This window comes from Nitrospirota bacterium, assembly GCA_016214855.1.
Classification (GTDB): Bacteria; Nitrospirota; Thermodesulfovibrionia; order Thermodesulfovibrionales; family UBA6898; genus UBA6898.
Genome location: JACRMT010000004.1, coordinates 623,463 through 643,315, shown reverse-complemented (window position 1 = coordinate 643,315; position 19,853 = coordinate 623,463). Strand labels below are relative to the sequence as shown.

Sequence of the window (19,853 nt, the reverse complement as noted above, 5' to 3'; positions counted from 1 at the left end):
AATCTCCAAAACCTAACACCTTCTCAATATTTCCCGAGCAGCAACAACGCCTGAGGCAGACGCCTGGATCAGGCCGCGGCTCACTCCAGGCCCATCTCCTGCAGCAAAGATGTTCGGTATCTCGGTCTCAAGGTTATTCGTGAGTTTCAGCTGCATGGAATAGAACTTTACCTCAACGCCGTACAGCAGGGTATGGCGGGAGTTGACGCCCGGAGCTATCTTGTCCAGTGCCTCAAGCATCTCCAGTATGTCAGACAGATAGCGGTAAGGAAGGGCAAAGCTCAGGTCCCCGGGAGTCGCATCCGTGAGCGAGGGCCTCACAATACCTTTTGCGATGCGCTCGTGCGTGGAGCGCCGTCCTGCCTGCAGATCTCCGAGCCTCTGCACAATGACACCCTTGCCGATGAAGTTCGCAAGCTGGGCAATGTATCTGCCATAGGATATGGGCTCGTCAAAGGGCTCGGTGAAATAGGTGCTGACCAGAAGTGCAAAGTTCGTGTTGTTCGTCCTTCTGTCTGTGTAGCTATGGCCGTTCACGGTCCAGATGCCTTTGAGATATTCCCTTACCACCTCACCATACGGATTTACGCAGAAGGTCCTGACCCTGTCGTCGAATTTCTTTGAGTAAAAGACGAGCTTCGGCTCATACGTGGCCTTTGTGAGCGGTTCCAGTATGGATGCAGGAAGCTCTACCCTGACACCGACATCGACAGGGTTCTTGAGCTGGGTGAGCTTGAGCCTGCGCGCCTCTTCTTCGAGCCACTTCGACCCCTCGCGGCCCGGGGCAAGCACCAGAAAATCGGAATAAAAGGTCTTTCCGTCCCTGAGCGTTACGCCTTTATAGGTGCCATCTTCGACCAGCACCTGCTCTGCCTCTGTTTTAAAGATGATATCGATAGTGCTGCTGACCGCATCCTTCATCTTCTTCAGCACCGTAAGGCAGCGGTCTGTGCCGATATGGCGTATCTTCGATGGTATGAGCTCAAGGTTGTTCTTTGATGCAAGTCGTTCTAAGGTCTGGATCTCTTCAGGATGGTCTCCGAAGATCTCATCAGGGGCGCCATACTGGATATAGATGCGGTCAACGTAATCGATCATGGACTGGACATTGTCTTTATCCATGTAACGGGAAAGGAAGCCGCCGACCTCGGGAGAAAGGCTGAGTTTGCCGTCACTGAAGGCGCCTGCTCCGCCCCAGCCGCTCAGAAGATCACATTCAGGGCAGGTTGTGCAGGATATCTTTCGCTCTTTGGAAGGGCATTTTCTTTCGGTTATGTCACGGCCCTTTTCGATGATCAGGACCTTTATTGTTTTTTCTGATTTCAGGAATTCGAGGGCTGCGAATATGCCTGCAGGTCCTGAACCTATGATGATCACATCATACTGTTTCATCCATACCATCCAGCATGTCTGCTACATTCCAGCGGTCTCTCAGAAATGTGAGCGCGCTGTGATTGGTGAGGTCAAGATGGATCGGCGTGATCGATACGTAGTTCTGCTGCACTGCCTCCATATCTGCCTCGTCTCCATGTTCCCAGAAGGTCCTTCCCCCGCCGATCCAGTAATATTTCTCTCCCCAGGGGTTGAACGTCTCCTGGATGGAGTTCTCGTAAATGCGCTTGCCCTGACGCGTGATCTTGATCCCCTTGATATCCTGCCTCCGGATATTCGGAACATTGACATTCAGCAGGGTGTCAAAGGGCAGGGAATGTTCGAGTACATAGGCTGCTATCTTAGCCGCAAGAAAGGCGGATGTTTCGTAATGATAATGTGTATCGGATATGAGAGAGAAGGCGATCGACGGGATACCGAAGATCGTGCCCTCGATCGCTGCAGAGACCGTGCCCGAATAGGTGATATCGTCTCCCAGGTTTGCGCCCTTGTTGATGCCCGAGACCACGAGATCGGGTTTCCGGGGCAGCAGTTTGTTGATCCCGATCGTGACGCAGTCAGTAGGCGTTCCGTTTACGCTGAATACGCGCTCCCGGATCTCCTCTGCCTTGATCGGCCTGTCAAGAGTGAGGGAATGTCCTGCAGCAGACCGCTCCCTGTCCGGGGCGACGATATAGGTCTCACCCAAGACAGTCATGGCATTGCTGAGTGCGATGATCCCGGGTGCATGCACGCCGTCGTCATTTGTTACTAATATGATTGGCATGAGACTATTCTATCACAATGGCAAAAGCACAGACAGAATGGCTTGGTAAAAGCGAAAGGCAATAACGTATTATAGTTCAGCCGTTCTGCAACGAGAAACAACGGGGGAATACTGATGAACAAGAAGATGCCGGGAAGGCTGCAGTGACCTTTAAGGCGGCGGATAATCTGGCTCGGGATAAAGCCACGATCATGGTTGTCGATGACTGCGACAACGTACTGCAGGCCATTGAGGTATACCTTGAGGACTGGGGTTATCAGCCCCTGCTGGCAAGGTCTGGCGCAGAGGCCCTTGAGCTCTTGGGCAGCCGCAGTGTAGATCTTGTTCTGTCCGATCAGGAGATGGCAGGCATGGACGGCCTCGAACTCCTGAAGGAGATAAAGGACCGGGATAAAGACCTGCCTTTTATCATAATGACCGGGTATGGGAGTATCGACATGGCGGTTTCCGCCATAAAGCAGGGTGCGGATGACTATATACAGAAGGCCTATGATCCGGAGACGCTGAAGGCATCGATCATGCGCTCCCTTGAACGTTCACGTCTGCACAGAGGTTACAGGGAGCTTAAAGACTATTTCGGCAATCTCCATAATTTTCAGAATATCATCACCCGCTCGCCCCTGATGCTCAGTGCGCTCAAACTTGCCGAGAAGGTGGCAGCAAGCCCTGGCACGAACGTCGCTGTTTATGGAGAGAGCGGGACAGGCAAGGAGGTGCTGGCACGCGCGATACATTTTGCCTCGGGCAGGATGGAAAGCCGGTTCGTTGCGGTAAATTGTGCTGGTATTCCCTCCAACCTGCTTGAGTCCGAGTTGTTTGGGCATGTAAAGGGTGCCTTTACCGGTGCTGACAGGGACCGGGACGGCAAGTTCGACCTTGCGCAGAAGGGCACCCTGCTTCTCGATGAGATCGGTGATATGCCGATTGATCTTCAGGCGAAACTGCTCAGGGTGATCCAGGAGCGTACGTATAATAAGATCGGCTCAAACCGCACTATCCCCGCTGATCTGCGGATAATCACTTCAACCCACCGGGACCTGAAAAAACTGGTCAGGGAGGGCAGGTTCCGCGAGGACCTCTATCACCGGATAAATTCGTACCCGATCATGCTGCCGCCTCTCAGGGAGCGCCCAGAGGACATTGCTGATCTGGCCGGTCATTTTATCAAGCAGTACAAAAATGAGCTCGGCAAGCATATTCCTGGCATATCAGAGTCAGCCATGAAGATCCTGCTCAAATACCCATGGCCCGGCAACGTGAGAGAGCTCAAGAACTGCATAGAGCGGGCTGCCATACTGATCGACGGCGAACTGATACGGCCCGATCATCTAAATATAGTGGGACGCGCTGAAGAACATAACGTCTGCGTTCCTGAGGATGAAAAGGTGCGCATAGACGTCTGTCTGGATAAGGATGATTTCTCTCTTGAGGCTGCGGTAGCCCAGATATCGGATGAGATGTTGTCCAGATGCGGAAACAACAAGAGCCGCGCAGCGGATATGCTGAAGGTCGACAGGAAGCATTTCTACCGCCGCAAATAATCTGCACCAAAAAGGGACACATGTCCCAGATTGGCACATCTTCACTATTATTCTTTAAAATTCGATAGTTTTATTGTTACAGATCATCTGCTGACCCTTTGTGGTACAGTCTCCTTTCTCTTCGTTTTAGATAACCAATTGATAATAAAGACAATACTCATTGGCATATAACGTGCCATAGATGATCCTGACTAATTGGGCAATCTTGGACAAGGAGACTGAAATGGCACAGGAGACTGTAGAACAATTTTTCGGACGCCTGCTGACTGACCCGGTCTTCCGGGAAAACGCAGGGAAGCAGTTCCATAAGACCTGTCTTGAGACGGGCTTCAGCCTTACAAAGGCCGAGCGAGATCTCATAAGCAGATTGGACTTCAGAAAGTTTGAGACGCTCGCGACAGAGATCGACGGCGGTCTCAAAAGATGCGGCCAGGAAAGCCTGTGATAAGGAGTGCAGGATGAATAAGACTTTGTTTCCGAACAGTCTATGTGGTTCTGTAACAGCACGGGGGGCCTGCTCAGAACTCTGATTATTGCGTCTAAATTTCGAATTGCACGGTCGAAACAACGAGAGTATAATTAAAATAATTTAAGAAAAGGACTCATGGCGGACGGGAGCTGAATCTCATCATCCTGTCTGAAAAATAATCATCCTGCTATTTGAGGTGGACTATGTCTGAAAAGAGCTTAGCAAATGTCATAACAAGACGTACCTTTCTGAAGATTGCCGGGGCCGCGACAGGTGCGCTCACCGTACCTTCTCAGGTGCTTGCCTTTGGAGGGGAAGCGAGTCCTTTGAACTTTTCGGGCTGGCCCGTTGTCAGGCTGGGGATATTGCTGCCGGGCAAGGATTTTTCACCGAAGCTCACCGGGAACTTTCTGAGCGGTTTTGATCATTGCCTGAAGACGTCAGGGTGTGCAGAGTCCGGAGTTTCGGTTGAGCTGGTCAAGGAGCATTCCAGCGGATCGGTCAGTGTCAGCGCCCTGAAAAAGCTTCTGCATGAAGATAAGGTGAACCTTGTAACCGGTATTCTGAACAATGCGGCAGCTTCATCTCTGAGCTCTTTTGCACGGGATGAGAAGTTTGTTCTGGTTGCAAGCAGTCTCGGCGAGTCCATGGCGAGAAAGACCGATATGTTTCCCGGCACGTTTCATTGCAGCATGAATTTTTCGCAGGCCAACTGGGCAATGGGCAGATGGGCTGCTGATAATATGGGTCCGAGCTGCGTTGTGGCCGCCTCTTTTTATGACACCGGCTATGATACACTTCAGGCCTTTCGCATGGGCTATCAGATTGCCGGCGGTATGATAAAGGAGACTTTTATTTCTGATGCCGGCTCCGGAACGCCGAACTTTGACAGGCTTTTTTCAGCGATAGAGGCTGCGCGGCCTGATTTTATCTACGCCCTTTACAGCGGGTCTCAGGGTGCTGGCTTTATAAAGGCCTACGCCTCTTCTGGCCTGGCCGGAAGAATACCGCTTGCCTGCTCTTCCCATCTTTCCGGAGGTGACAGTTTAGCCGCAATCGGTCCGCTTGCAGCCGGCATAAAGACCTGTGTTCCATGGCGATCTGACCTTTGTGCACCGGGCAGTGAGAGTTTTGCAGCGAATTACGCAAAAGTTGCAGGCCGCAGTCTTGATTCCTTCGGTCTGCTGGGCTATGAGACAGCAGGCATGATACTTTCTGCCCTTTCGCTGACGCAGGGGAAGACAGGAAATATCACTGCCCTGACAGGGGCCTTTGCGGAGGCGGCATTTAACAGTCCGAGGGGCCGGCTGCAGATGAACCCGATGACCAATGCAACCTCAGCGCCTCTGTTCATCCATGAATTCCGTATGGAAGGCGGAAGGCCTGTTACCAGGGCGATAGCAGAATGCAGCCCTCTGCCGGAGTATGACAGGAGGCTGCAGCCTATGTGGGTGGCGGAGCGTTCCGGCTGGCATAATGCATACCAATATGCGTAGAGATCTGTTTGGCGGGTACAGGCAGTAATGAGGGCTGCGTGATGGAGAAAATGGTGTCTTCTGCAGGACAGGCTGCTGCTTTATTCTCGGACAAAGATCTTTTCTTGTCTGCTGCCGCAGGCAGTGTCGGACTCAGGCCTGTTTTGACAGAGGACCGGGAATTTCTTTTTCAGGTGTACGCTGCTTCGAGAAGCGAAGAGTTGAAGCTGGTTGACTGGGATGACATTAAAAAAGATCAATTTCTGCGCATGCAGTTTGCGGCACAGGATAAATACTACCGGGAGTATTATGCTTCGGCCGCCTTCTGGATCGTACTTGCTGAGGGCAGACCGTGCGGAAGACTTTATATGGACCGGTGGGACGCTGAGCTGAGGATCATGGACATAGCGTTGCTCCCTGACTTTAGAAACAGGGGGATCGGCACGGCCCTGCTTAAACAGATCATGGAATCGGGCAGGATGCTATGCCTGCCGGTGACTATTCATGTGGAGCAGTTTAATCCCGCTCTGAGGCTTTATCAGCGGTTAGGTTTTTTGCCGGTGAGGGAAAATGGCGTTTATCTGCTTATGAGATGGTCTTCCGGACAGCCTGGCAGCGAGGCTGATCTGAAGGGATCGCACCATGCCTGAACTGTGGGAAAGAGACCAGCTGGCCGGGAGCATACACAGTCTCTTCAGGCTGGCAACAGGCGATGGCCGGACAATGGATATGGAGCTGGTCAGCGTGTCCGGGCTGCTTGAGACAGAGAGGCAGCGTGCTTTTTCGATCATCTTTCAGGGACCTCCTGACATGCCTCTGAGTCAGGGCACGTACAGGATGGAACATGACGGCATGGAGGCAATTGATCTTTTCATCGTGCCGGTTGGCAGAAGTGTGAAAGGTCTTGAATATGAGGCGGTCTTTAATCGTCTGAGATAGGATTTGTCCGGAAGTTATAGTTAATGTTTTGAAACAAAGGAGGTATCATGGCTGAACCTTTTCTTAGTGAGATCAGGATAATGTCATTCGTTTTTGCACCCAAGGGCTGGGCGCTCTGCAACGGACAGCTTCTGCCTATTAACCAGAACCAGGCGCTCTTTTCCCTGCTTGGCACGACCTTTGGAGGCGACGGCAGGGTGAACTTTGCCCTCCCTGATCTGCGGAGCAGGACCCCGATTCATGTCGGCAGCGGCCATACGCTTGGAGAAAGAGGCGGAGAGCAGGCACATACGCTTTCGATCAGCGAAATCCCGACACATGCGCATACGTTAAACGGTTCAAATACGCCGGCCGAAGTCAGTGCTCCGGCAGGAAATGAGCTTGCTGTCAGGGCCAATGCGTACACAGCTCCCCAAAATCTGGTAGCGATGTCTCCGGCATCGATCGGCAATGTCGGCGGATCACAGGCGCATCTCAATATGCAGCCTTTTCTTACGCTTTCATTTTGTATTGCACTGCAGGGGATCTTCCCCTCGCCTAACTGAGGAGGATTTTATGGCACAACCCTATGTAGGAGAGATCAGGATGTTTGGAGGAAATTTTGCGCCGGCAGGATGGATGTTCTGCGAGGGGCAGCTTCTGCCGATATCCGAAAATGAGACACTGTTTCAGCTGATCGGCACGACGTACGGCGGCGATGGTCAGTCAACGTTTGCCCTGCCCGACCTGCGCGGCAGACTCCCCGTCCATCAGGGCAATGGATTTGTCCTTGCCGAGACAGGAGGGACGGAGGAGATCACGCTTACGGTCAACCAGATGCCGGCGCATTCTCATGCCCTGCTTGCATCGAATGATATCCCTGTCTCGAGTAATCCGGCGAATAATGTCACTGGTCAGGCAGCTGCAAAATTGTATCGTGTCGGCAATCCCACCATACCGCTCAATGCAGCATCAATATCCGCGGTTGGAGGTTCTCAGCCGCATACCAATTTCCAGCCGTATCTTTGTGTTGATTTTATTATTTCATTGTTCGGGATATTCCCGAGCCCCACGTAAAAGGAGGAGAAGATGGCTGATCCATTTGTAGCTGAAATAAGGATATTCCCGTTTAACTTTGCACCGAAAGGCTGGGCCTGGTGCGATGGCCAGCTTATGCCTTTATCGCAGAACACAGCACTGTTCTCGCTCCTTGGCACCACCTATGGCGGCGACGGTAAATCAAACTTTGCCCTTCCTGATCTTCAGGGGCGCGCACCGATGCACCCCGGGCAGGGGCCTGGCCTTTCTCTTCATGATCTGGGCGAGACCGGGGGAACGGAGACCGTATCGCTCCTTGAGTCCGAGATCCCTTCTCACGCTCATGCGCTTATGGCTCAAAACAGTTCGCTCGGGACGACGGCCTCAGCCGGCGGCAATTCGTACGCCCGGCCTGCCAGCGGCAGTCTTTATGACGGTACCAGCCTCTCTAATGTGGCCATGTCAGACAGTGCTATTACCCCTGCGGGTGGCGATCAGCCTCACAACAACATGATGCCATATCTTACTTTTTACTTTTGCATCGCTCTTCAGGGCGTTTATCCGCCGAGGACGTAAGGGCATAGCAGGACCTGTATGGATTTAATCAAAAGGGGGAATAACGTGCAGCAGATAAAATTATGGTTGACAGGCATTTCATCAATAGCCGTTATAGTTATGGTATTGCTTGCGTCAGGGATCGTGTATGCGGCGCCGGTCGGGGTCACTGCCACTGATCAGGATTCGCTTCAGGTGGACGTTAACGGCAATGCCAAGGTGAACAAGGGCGATACGATCCGCCACACCATCACCATTCAAAGCAATGGCGGCGACTCCACAGGAATGAACTTTTCCGAGACGATTGATGCAAATACCACGTTGGTTGGCGGCTCGGTCAGCGCGTCACCTGTCGCAGTCAATGACACGTTTCCTGTAACCGTAATCGGCAACGTTTCGATCAATTCTGCAACGCTTGTCACTCCCTTCAGCGTCACCTCAAACGATTTTTTTGGACTGAATCCCCCGGCAACCATAATCGCGTATGATGCAACCTCTGCGCAAGGCGGTCAGGTTGTGATGAATGCTTCCGGAATGTTCACTTACAATCCCCCTCCGGGGTTTGAAGGCTCAGATACATTCACTTACACACTTGGCAACTCTGTTGGATCTTCAACCGGCACCGTGACCATAACCGTGAGCGGGATGATCTGGTTTGTGAACAATAATGCCGCTGCCTGTACCACCCTTGCCGCGGGCTGCGGTCGTCTCTCGAATCCCTTTTCGACGCTTGCAGCATTCAACGCGCTGAACGACGGCATCGGCAATAACCCCGCCGATAACGATACTATATTCATGTACGAAAGCGCGACCTCATACACCGGAGGCGTGACCCTGCGCTCAGGACAGAAATTGATCGGGCAGGATTCGGCAGCATCTCTCCAGGCTATTACCGGCCTGACGGCTCCCACCGGAAGCGCCACGTTGCCGGTAATGAATCCGGCCGCCCCTGCGACGACGATGACTAACACCGGCGGCAACGGCGTGACGCTGAACAGCGGCAACACGCTCAATGGCTTTACGGCGGGCAACGCCAGCGGCAGTGCGATTTCAGGTTCGGGCTTTGGCACGCTGACCGTGGCTGATGTGATCGTCAATACGACGGGTCAGGCGCTAACTCTTACCAATGGCACATTGGCCGCACTGTTTTCATCGGTCACCTCAAGCGGCGGGGCGAACAATATTGCGCTGGCAAAAGGAGCAGGTGTGCTGGCAGGCACTTTGACGATTAGTGGCGGCGCTCTCTCTGGCGCGACGGGCAACTCATTTGATGTAAATGGCGGCACGGCTACCATCAGTTACGCCGGCACGATTGCCAGCGGTTCTGCCCACTCAGTCAGCGTGACCGGCCGGACCGGCGGCACAATGACATTCAGCGGGGCGATCACGGACACCGATACCGGCATTACGCTGACCACCAACACCGGCGCGACGATCAACTTCACCGGAGGCCTGTCGCTTTCCACCGGCGCCAACCCCGCCTTTACCGCCACCGGCGGCGGTACGGTCAACGCCACCCAGAACAACACGAGCATTATCAACACGCTGACAACCACGACAGGCACGGCACTCAATGTTGCCAATACGACTATTGGCGCCAGCGGTTTGACCTTCAGGAGCATATCCTCGAATGGCGGCTCCAATACAGGAATTATTCTTAATACCACCGGCAGTTCCGGAGGACTTACGGTAACAGGCACCGGGTCAGCCGGGTCCGGCGGGACGATAGCGAACAAGACAGGCTCCGACGGCAGCACAGCTGCCGGTATCGGAATTTATCTGAACAGCACAACAGCTGTCCAGCTAAACTGGATGCAGTTAAATGACCTTCAGAACTTTGGCATACGGGGCAATAATGTTGCCGGGTTCACCTTGGCTAATACTGTCATTAACGGCACCAACGGTAATGCAGCCAGTCTGGCATTTCCGGAAAACTACGGTGAAGGCAGCGTATATTTCGGCAACGCCACAACCACCGGATTGACTGGTGTGGCAAGTATCACCAACTGTACTATCAGCGGCGGACGGGCGCGCAACCTTTCTGTTGTAAACTCGAGCGGTACGCTTAACCGGCTGACCATAACCGGTACGAACTTCAATCTGAACCAGAACGCTGCAGACGCCAACCAGAGTATAGCGGTCGAGGCGCGCACCGGCAGCAATCCCGTAATGAACGTTACCGTCACCGGCTCGACTTTCACAGGTGCGCCAAGCGATCTGGCCAACTTCACGGGTCAGGTGAATACGACCATGGATGTGATATTCCAGAACAACACGCTGTCGAACAACCATGCATGGAATATCATCAGCGGGGGCGGCCTGACACTGGCAACGGGAGGCGTAATGACGTTGAATGTTTCAGGCAATACCCTTCGTGATGCAGATGGTTCTGCCATAACATTGCAATTGGCAGCGCCTCTTGGGGGCGAAACGACCTCCCTGGACGGAACACTTAACAACAACACGATCGGCGTGAATGCGATAGCCAACTCAGGCTCAAAGTCCGGCAATGGGATCTTCTTCTCCTTTGCAGATAATGTCATCGCGCCGAAAGGGCAGGTCACCCTCGCTGTTACCAATAACAATATCTATCAATATGCAGGCAATGCGGCGATCTATGCTGACAACACGGGTGGCAACTATGACGTGAATCTGACCATAACCGGCAACATTGCTTCTTCGCCGAATACCAATGTCTTTGCCGGGCTGGCCCTGACGGCCGGTGCACCTTCTACAGGTGATGATATTGACGTCTGCGCGAACATTACCGGCAACAATTTCAGCATTGCTGATCCAAATGATGCCAATGACATCATTTTGGGTGTGAGCGGGATCGCTTCGTCCATGCGTCTGCCCGGTTATTCAGGATCTTCGGAGACGGATGTTCAGAATTTTGTGCTGGCTAATAATAACGTTGCGGGCACCGTTGTCTTTGCCTACTCAGACATCGGGCCGGCCGGTTTTATAGGCGGGGCGGCATGTGTCACCCCTTCCCATTGAGATAAGGAGACGGCATGATGAGATATAACATACTGAAATCGATAACACTGGGCGTTCTGACAGTCCTGATCTGCTCTGGTATGGTTCTGGCCTCAGGCGAGACCGTTAATGTCAGCATAGGTACGCTCCCCGCAGGAAAGAGCATCACAATTATATATGACGTTACGGTCAATGACCCTCTGCCGCAGGGAATCATTTCAGTCTCGCAGCAGGGCACGGTGTCTGGCAGTAATTTTTCGAGCGTGGCAACGGATGACCCCAAGACGATCCTGGTACCGCTCGATCCGACAGTCACACAATTAGGCAATGAACTTCCTGTGGCCGGTTTCGGCAAGGCCCTTGGCTTTAACGGCACAGATCAATATGTGGTCATTTCAGACGCTGGTGCGCTGACGTCTGCCTCCTACACGGTTGAAGCATGGGTGAAATTCAATACGATACAGAGCACTGCCATAATCCAGAGGCTTAATGCTGCAGAGACGATCTCTGCCTTCGGTCTTTATCTGAACAGCAGCGGTAATTTTGTTCATTACGCTGATGACGGCGCGTTGCGTACTGACACGGGCACAACCATCGCAGAGGTAGGGAAGTGGTATCACGTTGCAGGTGTTTTCAGCGCAGGCACGATGCGGCTTTTTGTTGATGGCGTTGAGGAAGGCACGCCGGTCTCAGGCATCGGTAGCCTGACAGGAAGCATGGACCATTTCGATATCGGCAAGGGTCTGTCCGGCAGGGGGGACAATTATCTGAACGGACAGATAGACGAGATCAGACTCTGGAATGCTGCACTGAGCGAAAGCGGAATAGCTGACTGGATGTATCGCGGCATTGATACCTCGCATCTTAATTACAGCAGTCTTGCAGCCTATTACAAACTCGATGACGGGACAGGAAACACGGCAGAGGATTCTGTTGCTGCATTTGACGGAACTCTTCAGAATATGGCGAATGCCAATTGGGTTGACTCGATCGTCAATGAATGGTATACGGACGAGGATGTTGCTTTCGGCGGCAAACTGGTCGGCAGTGATGCAGATGGCGCAAGCACTAACGGGACCGACTGGGCATTGACCTTTGAACTGGTGACTGACGGCACAAAGGGCCATGTGGTTATAGGCGCTGATAATAATTTCATCTATACTCCGAATGCTAACGACAATGGCGATGATGCCTTTACCTATAGAGTGAAAGATGCCATACCTGCTGATTCCAATGTTTTCACGGTGACGGTGCATATAGAATCCGTGCCTGACGTGCCCCTGATCTCCAAAGCGTTCGGTGCTCCCAGCATTCCGTTGGACGGCAGCACGACGTTAACATTTAATCTTTCGAACTCCGACCCTAACACTCCCCTGACAGGGATCGGATTCAGCGACACGCTGCCTGCCGGACTGGTGATCTCCACTCCTAATGGTCTGACCGGTAAGTGCGGAGGCGGGACTATCACCGCTGACCAGGGTACGAACGTCATCAGTATCTCCGGCACAACCTTTGCCGCCGGTGGTTCCTGTACCTTCTCGGTGAACGTGACCGGCACAACTGCCGGGACAAAGAATAATACAACGAGCATTGTCACCTCTAATGAAAGTGCCCCGGGCAGCACAGCCTCGGCCAGCATCTTTGTTGTTGCGCCTCCGGTAATTACCAAGGCCTTTGGTGCGTCCAGCATTCAGCTGAATGGTTCGACGTCGTTGACCTTTACGATTACGAACCCTGCAGCCAATGAGTTGGCTTTGACAGGCCTGGCATTCACGGATTTACTGCCCGCCGGCCTTGCGGTGGCCACACCGAACGGGTTGACCAATACCTGCGGCGGCACTGCAACGGCAGTAGCCGGTTCAGGCAGCGTATCGCTTACGGGCGGCACGATTGCCGTCAGCAGTAGTTGTTCGATAGCTGTTAACGTGACGGGCACGGCTTCGGGGAACTACACTAACGTTACCGGAAACGTTACCTCTACTAACGGAGGCACTGGCAACACAGGTACGGCAAACATTTCGGTAGCCACACCGCCGACAATTACCAAGGCCTTTGGCGCAACCAGCATTCCGCTGAATGGTTCGACCTCGTTAACCTTTACGATTACGAACCCTGCAGCGAATACTATTCCTCTGACAGGGCTTGCCTTTACAGACAATCTGCCCGCAGGGCTTGAGGTATCTATTCCGAATGGTCTGAGCAACAGCTGTGGAGGGACGGCCACGGCGATAGCGGGGGCATTTTCTGTCAGCCTGTCAGGCGGGACCCTGGCCTCCAGCGCATCTTGTACTATCACGGTAAACATAGCGGGCATAATAGCAGGGGTGAAGAATAACAGCGTCCAGGTTTTATCCACAGAGGGCGGGACGGGTAATACCTCCAATGCAAGTATCACGGTGGTAGCACCTCCTGCGATTCTCAAGGCGTTTGGAGCTTCGAGCATTCCGCTCAGCGGTTCCACCTCTCTCAGCTTTACAATTCAGAACAACAACACAACTACTACGCTTACTGGCATTGCGTTTACTGACAATCTGCCTGCAGGGCTGGTAGTCTCTACACCTAGTGTTGTGTCCGGCTCCTGTGGCGGCGGCACGATCACTGCTATTGCCGGCACTAACTTTATCAGCATGACAGGAGCCGCTCTGGCACAGGGCAGTTCCTGCACGTTCTCGGTAAACGTGACCGGCACGACTGCGGGTACAAAGAACAACACCACAGGCAATGTTACCTCGAATCAGGGCGGCACAGGTGGCACAGCCTCGGCCAGCATCAACGTTGTAGCGCCTCCGGTTATTGCGAAGGCCTTTGGCGCGGCGAGCATTCCGCTGAACAACAGCACGTCGCTCACTTTCACCATCACCAATCCTGCAACCAACGCAGTTGCCGAGACCGGAGTGGCGTTCTCGGATACTTTGCCTGCCGGAATGGTTGTTGCCACGCCGAATGGGCTGAGCGGTTCCTGCGGCGGTGGCACGGTAATGGCAGTAGCCGGATCGGGCAGTCTTTCGCTTACAGGTGGTACGATTGCTGTAAACAGCAGTTGCACGCTGGTTGTGAACGTGACCGGCACGGCTGCGGGGGCAAAGAACAATATCACCGGCAATGTGTCTTCGACCAACGGCGGAACTGGCAACACGGCCACAGCCAATCTCGCGGTGGCTACTCCTCCTGTTATTGCCAAGGCGTTCGGCGCAGCCACCATTCCGTTAAATGGCTCGACTTCGCTGACATTTACTATCAATAACCTGGCGGCTAACACCATTCCGTTGACAGGCATTGCCTTTACCGACAATCTGCCTGCAGGCCTGGTCGTTTCAACACCCAGCAATCTGAATAACACGTGCGGCGGGACAGTCACTGCAGTAGACGGGTCCTCATCGGTGAGCCTTACCGGGGCAACACTGGCGGTGAACACCTCCTGTACCTTGTCGGTGAACATTACCGGCACTACAGCAGGGGTGAAGAACAACAGTGTTCAGGTGAATTCAAATGAAGGTGGAACAGGGAATACTTCGAATGCCAGCATCACGGTAGTTGCACCGCCGGTTATCGCCAAGGCGTTCGGCGCAGGAAAGATTCTGCTGAACGGATCAACGCCACTGAGCTTTACTATTCAGAACGCTAACAATGTGACCGCGCTTGCCGGCGTCGGCTTTACTGACACGCTGCCTGCCGGGCTGGTGGTATCGACACCGAATGGACTGAGCGGTTCCTGCGGCGGCACAATAACCGCGACTGATGGTTCAGGCAGCATAAATCTCTCCGGCTCAACCCTTGCAGCTCTTGCGTCATGCACCTTCTCTGTGAATGTGACAGGGACAACTGTCGGACTGAAGGACAACAGCGTAACGGTTACCTCCACAAACGGCGGAACAGGGAATACCTCAAACGCGAGTGTGACGGTAGTTGGACCGCCGATAGCCACGGCTGCGACCGATATAACGAAAATCAGTTTTTCGGCTAACTGGAATGCCTCTGAAGGCGCAACAGGGTACCGGTTGGATGTTGCCACAGACTCCGGTTTCATCGGCTTTGTCGCGGGCTTTAACAATCTGGATGTGGGCAATGTGACAACATATTCCGTTGCCTCAGGATTGGTCTCCGGGAAGACCTATTACTATCGTGTAAGGGCCTATTTCCCGGGCAGCACAACCGAAAGCTCCAATACCGTTAAACTTACTACGTTGGGCGGCAAGATGTCGCGAAACAGCTGGTATCTGTCGCCTGAGGGGTGGATCGTTCGGGCCTACACAAAGGCAGATGCGCCTAACGAGGTATACCTTGAGGTATTAGACACGGGTAACAATTTAGTGAACCCATCGGTCATTGCGGGTATGACGACCAATCCCAAGCTGATTGCCAGCGATGCAGCAGCGTCTGAGGTTGCGCTTGGCTTTAACAAGGCAACAAGGACCGCCCATGTGACCTATACCTCGGCCGGAGGGCGTCAGGTGGTGACCGTGACAGGGGTACGGCAGGCTCCGTAGCTGGCTGAAAAAGGAGGAGATACTATGAATAAAAGAAAAACAGAATATACAGGAGGAGATACAATGAAGAAGGTGATAATACTGCTGGTGCTCTGCATGACAGGGCTGGTATTGATGACAGGTGTATCGTGGTCAGAGGAGGGTGCCTGGTATGATGCAGGGGAGAACTGGATCGTGAGGGCGTATACCGCGTCTGCGGGGCAGGACTATTCAGTGACGCTTGAGGTGCTGGATACGGTCAACAATCTGATAACGGATCCGATCATAGGGATGGCAACGAACCCGCTACTGATAGCGGGCAATGCCGGGGGCCCTGACGTAAGTCTTGCCTTTGATGAAGCGACTGCCACAGCGTATGTGCTGTACACAACACCAGGAGGCGGGGCAGTGTCTCTGCAGGAGATGCCGGATATCGTAAGGGCACATGGGGCGATGACGGTTGCACCCAACCCGTTATTGTTCGGGAATGTGGCAAAAGGAAAGACACTCAATAAGACCGTCGTAGTGAACAACACGGGGAATATACCGGTGAACATAACCTCGATCGGGACGCCGGGAGTGCCGTTCAGTATCGTCGTGGCAGGAACGACATGTGCGGTAGGAACACCGGTGGCAGTTGGTGGAAACTGCAGCATAGTGGTGAGGTTTGCCCCTGTTGCTCTGGCGACATACAACGACAGCTTTGGGATAAACACAAGTGTCGGGAATATGACGGTAAATCTCAATGGCAGCGGAGGGTATGGACTTGGTGCCGGCTTTTAGCCATTAGCAGTAATAGTTTTAGATACCACAAAATGCGCCTCACAGAGTTTCTATCCCTGTGAGGCGTTTTCAGTTCTACTGAAGGTCGACAGAAATTACTTCCGTTGCTGTAAATAAATCTGCACCAAAAAGGGACATATGTCCCATATTGGTGCAGCAAGTAACGTATCATTTAGTATTGAATAGTTATAGCTATAGTACGCCTGCCGATGTCCCTTTATGGTACAACGTTTCAAATCGTCAATATATTTAACACCTTGATAATAAAGCCAATTGTAGTTGGCACTCATCGTGCATTTATTATGGTGATGAGGGAATATAGTCGCAGGAGGCTCATATGGCACAGGAGACAGTAGAACAATTTTTTGGACGATTATTGACAGACCCGGTCTTCCGCAAAAATGCAGGCAAGCAGTTCCATAAGACCTGTCTTGAGACGGGCTTCAGCCTTACAAAGGCGGAGCGAGATCTCATAAGTAGATTGGATTTAAGAAAGTTCGAGAGGCTTTCAGCAGAGATAGATGGCGGGCTCAAGAGATGCAGCAAAGAAGGCCGGTTATAAGGCGCAGGATGAAGAAGACTTTGTTTGCTGAGAAATAAAAAGAATAGTGGGAGGCAAGTAATGATCAATGTCTTAAAATCGATGAACGAGAAAAACAACAAACAAAAAAAATATTTTCCGGCAAATCTTCAGTGCCGGCGACTGTCTAACTATCTTGTTTTGATATTGTTGCTGTTTGTTCCCTCGGCCTATGCAGCCACAAGCGCAGGAAATATATCCTTCTCGACAAATGGACAGAGCATGTGGGGGCCGGCAGGGGCCGATATAGATACTACCTTTACCGTGTTTCAGTTGCCGCTTAATGCCGGCGGCTCCAGATCGAGTTCAAGGGGGTATGGGGGATTCGATTTCGGTTATGACGTATCCGCCTCTACGAATGGCAGCATTGGCATGGACTTTAGCCTGGCAGGTACCGGTCAGGTGGATGTTAACTATGGAGGCGCGGTTACGATAGGTTATCCCGATGCACGCCAATTTCAGAAGGGGTCTGCGGTCACAATCACTACAGCACTCTCTGAAAACAGCAGGCACATAAGGACCAGTTCCGCCAATATTGTGAAAGACCTTTCTATGAGGGCTGATCTTGACCTTGAGGCAAATATGGGGCTGACGATCTTTGGGCACGACATCAATTTCCTTGATCTGCATTTTGACACTGCATGGATCGATCCGAATTTAGGGTTTAGCCTTTTGAGAATCGACCCACTCAATCTAAAAGTGGATTTATTGAAAATACCGGGGCTTTCGCTGGACATACCAGGGCTTTCGCCGGCATTGCCGGCCGGCAACATCGCCATCGAGAACGGGCCGGTTAGAAGCGGGTGTGGCCAGCGTATGATCAGCGGGAGTATCTCGGCTCCCGCCGTTGATATCGACATGGACTTTACAGCCGGCGCCGGAGTGCTTACTGCTGCAGTCGAGAACAAATTTGTTGATCTCACCCTTGATCTCGACGCAATCGTGACCAAAGTGGTGGATAAAAAGCTGCCCTCAGATAGCCCCCATAAGGGCGCGGTGCCGTGCTATGTCCATGGGGAGGCCTCGGTATCTGTGGCCGGATATCATTACAATCCCTCATATGATACTCTGGATATGAAGCTCGATCTTGATATATCAGAGAGACGGGAGTTTACCTTTGACCCTGCTGTATGGATCACGCTGAACTTCAGCAGCCCTGTTGACTACTGTGTGACGAATGCCGGCCAGCCAGTGCCGGCATTGACAGACCCCTGCTGGAAGACTGCACAATCTATCGCAACCTTCGAAGTGGGCCGTTCCATACATGTTATGTATCCTGGAGACCCTTCTCCCGATTCCGTTACAGTCGCGCCGAGCTTTTCGCTCTCAAATACGTTTCGGAACAAGACCCTTTTCCGTTTTCAGGAACCCCTGAACGTAAAGGCGATGAGGGTCGATCTCGATGTTGGAAGGATCGTGGTCATCCCGGAAGTCTGTTTTCCTGAAGTCTGTGTCCCTGCAGTCACCATTCCAGGTGAATGCATTCCGCTTATAGGTTGCTCGCCGGATATAGAGATTACGCCTGCATATTGCACGCCTGCGTATTGCACTCCGGAGGTGGCTTTTCCTGGTTTCGGTCAAATCGGGCCGCTTTATTCAACGAATATTGCCACGTCTGTTCAGAACCAGGTTCTGACGGCCTTTGACGAGACCTGGGCTCTGGGAGGGTTCCAGCCTTCCCATGTTAATGGAAACCTCTTCACGATGCTGCCGAAGCTGAGCCAGACGATTATTGTTACGACTCATCCGCCTGACAGTGCGGTATATAACAGCAGTTTTACGGTGACGGCGACGGGCGGAGGTTCAGGGCTGCCTGTTGTTATCAGTGGTAGTGAAGGATGCAGCGGCACGGGCAATAACACCGCAACTATTACAATGACCAGCGGAACAGCGGCCTGCGTAGTGCGTTACAATCAGGCGGGGAATTTTGATTATAATCCAGCACCTGAGGTGATTGATACAGTCACCGCGCTGAAGGCGACTACCGTGACGTCTCTTGATGCGACAGTCGATTTTTCTTCTGTGCCCCCCTCCGTAACCTCCACCGCCATTGTGACCAGCAGCGCAGGCATACCCCCTGGGACTGTGACATTTATGGTAGGCGGAAGCAATCTGGCCGGGTGCGTATCAGTGCCGATGGTGTCAGGAGTTGCTACATGTTCGGCCACAACGCTTCCTCCGGGGATATATGACATTACGGCCGGGTATAGCGGAAACGCTGACTATTTGGCCGGCACATCGGATACAGTGCGTGTGATTACGCAAGGCAAGATGTCAAGACACAGTCACTACCTCTCACCTGAGGGCTGGATATTGAGGGCTTATACAAAGGCGGATGCGCCTAATGAGGTCTACCTTGAGGTGATGGACATGGACAACAATGTAGTAGACCCATCGGGGATGGCAGGTATGACAGACAACCCTATGCTGATAGCCTCTGATGCAGTGGATCCAGAGGTATCTCTTGGGCTGGACAAGGCGAGCAGGACGGCGCGTGTGGTCTATACCGCAGCAGGAGGCAGGCAGATGGTGTCGGTGGCCAGGATAATGGGAGCGACGGCCCGGATAGATGTGACACCGAACCCTGTGCTTTTTGGCAATGTGCTGCCAGGGAGTGTGAAGAATAAGACGATAACAGTTACGAATGTCGGAGTGAAGCCCTTGCATATAACATCACTGGGGACAACAGTGGACCCGTTCAGGACAGTGGGGGGGACATGTGCAGTGGGAGCGCCTGTGGCAGTGGGCGGCAGCTGCACCACAGTGGTGATGTTTATCCCGATAGTAGCCAAGGCATATGACGGCAGCTTTTTGATCAGCTCGGACGGCGGGAATGTGAATGTGCGATTAATCGGGACAGTGATTCATGGGGTGCAATAACATGATGAATA

General features: G+C 52.8%; 15 protein-coding genes. 13 read left to right on the top strand and 2 right to left on the bottom strand.

Going from position 1 to position 19,853, the window contains the following annotated elements; genetic code table 11:
- Nucleotides 1-12: 12 nt before the first annotated feature.
- Together HZB62_05210 and surE are read right to left on the bottom strand one after the other, a co-directional pair.
- Nucleotides 13-1,392 carry an NAD(P)/FAD-dependent oxidoreductase gene (locus HZB62_05210; protein MBI5074551.1) on the bottom strand — a complete coding sequence of 460 codons (1,380 nt, stop codon included), beginning with the start codon at nt 1,390-1,392 and terminating at the stop codon, nt 13-15.
- On the bottom strand, nt 1,379-2,158 hold the full coding sequence (gene surE / locus HZB62_05205) for a 5'/3'-nucleotidase SurE (protein MBI5074550.1): 780 nt from the start codon (nt 2,156-2,158) through the stop codon (nt 1,379-1,381). Before surE ends, HZB62_05210 begins: the two co-directional genes overlap by 14 nt.
- 191 nt (nt 2,159-2,349) lie before the next feature.
- Between surE and HZB62_05200 the strand changes: the two genes are divergently transcribed.
- From HZB62_05200 to HZB62_05140, 13 genes are all read left to right on the top strand, one after another.
- On the top strand, nt 2,350-3,699 hold the full coding sequence (locus HZB62_05200) for a sigma-54-dependent Fis family transcriptional regulator (protein ID MBI5074549.1): 1,350 nt from the start codon (nt 2,350-2,352) through the stop codon (nt 3,697-3,699).
- A gap of 223 nt (nt 3,700-3,922) precedes the next feature.
- Entirely contained in the window at nt 3,923-4,144 is a 222-nt protein-coding gene (locus tag HZB62_05195; GenBank protein ID MBI5074548.1) for a hypothetical protein, read from the top strand.
- A 227-nt stretch (nt 4,145-4,371) separates the two neighbouring features.
- Nucleotides 4,372-5,664 (top strand): ABC transporter substrate-binding protein, encoded by a 1,293-nt coding sequence (locus HZB62_05190; GenBank protein MBI5074547.1) that lies wholly within the window; start codon nt 4,372-4,374, stop codon nt 5,662-5,664.
- 50 nt (nt 5,665-5,714) lie between these two features.
- On the top strand, nt 5,715-6,293 hold the full coding sequence (locus HZB62_05185; GenBank protein ID MBI5074546.1) for a GNAT family N-acetyltransferase: 579 nt from the start codon (nt 5,715-5,717) through the stop codon (nt 6,291-6,293).
- On the top strand, nt 6,286-6,582 hold the full coding sequence (locus tag HZB62_05180; protein ID MBI5074545.1) for a hypothetical protein: 297 nt from the start codon (nt 6,286-6,288) through the stop codon (nt 6,580-6,582). The genes HZB62_05185 and HZB62_05180 overlap by 8 nt, the downstream gene beginning before the upstream one ends.
- A 47-nt stretch (nt 6,583-6,629) precedes the next feature.
- Nucleotides 6,630-7,127, top strand: a complete 498-nt coding sequence (locus HZB62_05175) for a phage tail protein (GenBank protein MBI5074544.1) — start codon at nt 6,630-6,632, stop codon at nt 7,125-7,127.
- 10 nt (nt 7,128-7,137) lie between these two features.
- Entirely contained in the window at nt 7,138-7,638 is a 501-nt protein-coding gene (locus HZB62_05170; GenBank protein MBI5074543.1) for a phage tail protein, read from the top strand.
- A 12-nt stretch (nt 7,639-7,650) separates the two neighbouring features.
- The gene (locus HZB62_05165; GenBank protein ID MBI5074542.1) at nt 7,651-8,175 is read left to right on the top strand and encodes a phage tail protein; all 525 of its coding nucleotides are present in this window, start codon (nt 7,651-7,653) and stop codon (nt 8,173-8,175) included.
- 18 nt (nt 8,176-8,193) lie between these two features.
- A complete protein-coding gene (locus tag HZB62_05160; protein MBI5074541.1) occupies nt 8,194-11,154 on the top strand; it encodes a hypothetical protein in 2,961 nt (986 codons plus the stop codon).
- A gap of 14 nt (nt 11,155-11,168) precedes the next feature.
- On the top strand, nt 11,169-15,620 hold the full coding sequence (locus HZB62_05155; GenBank protein ID MBI5074540.1) for a hypothetical protein: 4,452 nt from the start codon (nt 11,169-11,171) through the stop codon (nt 15,618-15,620).
- A 63-nt stretch (nt 15,621-15,683) separates the two neighbouring features.
- Complete coding sequence (locus HZB62_05150; protein ID MBI5074539.1) at nt 15,684-16,382, top strand: hypothetical protein; 699 nt, start codon at nt 15,684-15,686, stop codon at nt 16,380-16,382.
- Between the two features lie 337 nt (nt 16,383-16,719).
- A complete protein-coding gene (locus tag HZB62_05145; GenBank protein ID MBI5074538.1) occupies nt 16,720-16,944 on the top strand; it encodes a hypothetical protein in 225 nt (74 codons plus the stop codon).
- A 60-nt stretch (nt 16,945-17,004) separates the two neighbouring features.
- On the top strand, nt 17,005-19,842 hold the full coding sequence (locus HZB62_05140; GenBank protein ID MBI5074537.1) for an Ig-like domain repeat protein: 2,838 nt from the start codon (nt 17,005-17,007) through the stop codon (nt 19,840-19,842).
- The last annotated feature ends 11 nt before the right edge of the window (nt 19,843-19,853 follow it).